Source organism: Allobacillus salarius (assembly GCF_007559425.1).
GTDB classification, from domain to species: domain Bacteria; phylum Bacillota; class Bacilli; order Bacillales; family Alkalibacillaceae; genus Allobacillus; species Allobacillus salarius.
This window is the reverse complement of the sequence record NZ_VMHE01000082.1, coordinates 408-836: the sequence shown is the minus strand read 5'-3', so window position 1 is coordinate 836 and position 429 is coordinate 408. Positions and strand designations below refer to the sequence as shown.

Annotated in this window: 1 pseudogene; it reads left to right on the top strand. The window is 32.9% G+C overall.

From position 1 onward, the window contains the following. Positions 1-429: pseudogene (locus FPQ13_RS13870) on the top strand (conserved phage C-terminal domain-containing protein); the annotation flags it as partial.

Here is a 429-nt window from a genome sequence, read left to right as displayed (position 1 = left end):
TGTTCGATAGTAATTTAAGTGCTAAAGCTAAAGGGATATTATTGTATTTCCTAAGTCGTCCTGACAATTGGCAAATATACACGTCAGAAGTAGTTAAACATATGAATGATGGACAAAAATCAATCAATAGTGGCGTTCAAGAACTTATGGATAATAAATATGTTCACAGAATACAAAAAAGAGCTGAAAACGGTGTGTTTAAAGGTTTTGAATACTTAGTTTACGAAAAACCAACCGAAATGCCATTTTCGGAAAACGGATTATCGGCAAACGGGTTTTCGGAAAACGGAAAAACGGAAAACCGAAAAGGGCGTACTACTAATAATAATAGTACTAATAATGATTTAACTAATAATAACAATACTAATAATGATGGAAGTATATTGTCGGGCAACCCGACTGTGTATTCCATTCCCTATAAAGAAATTA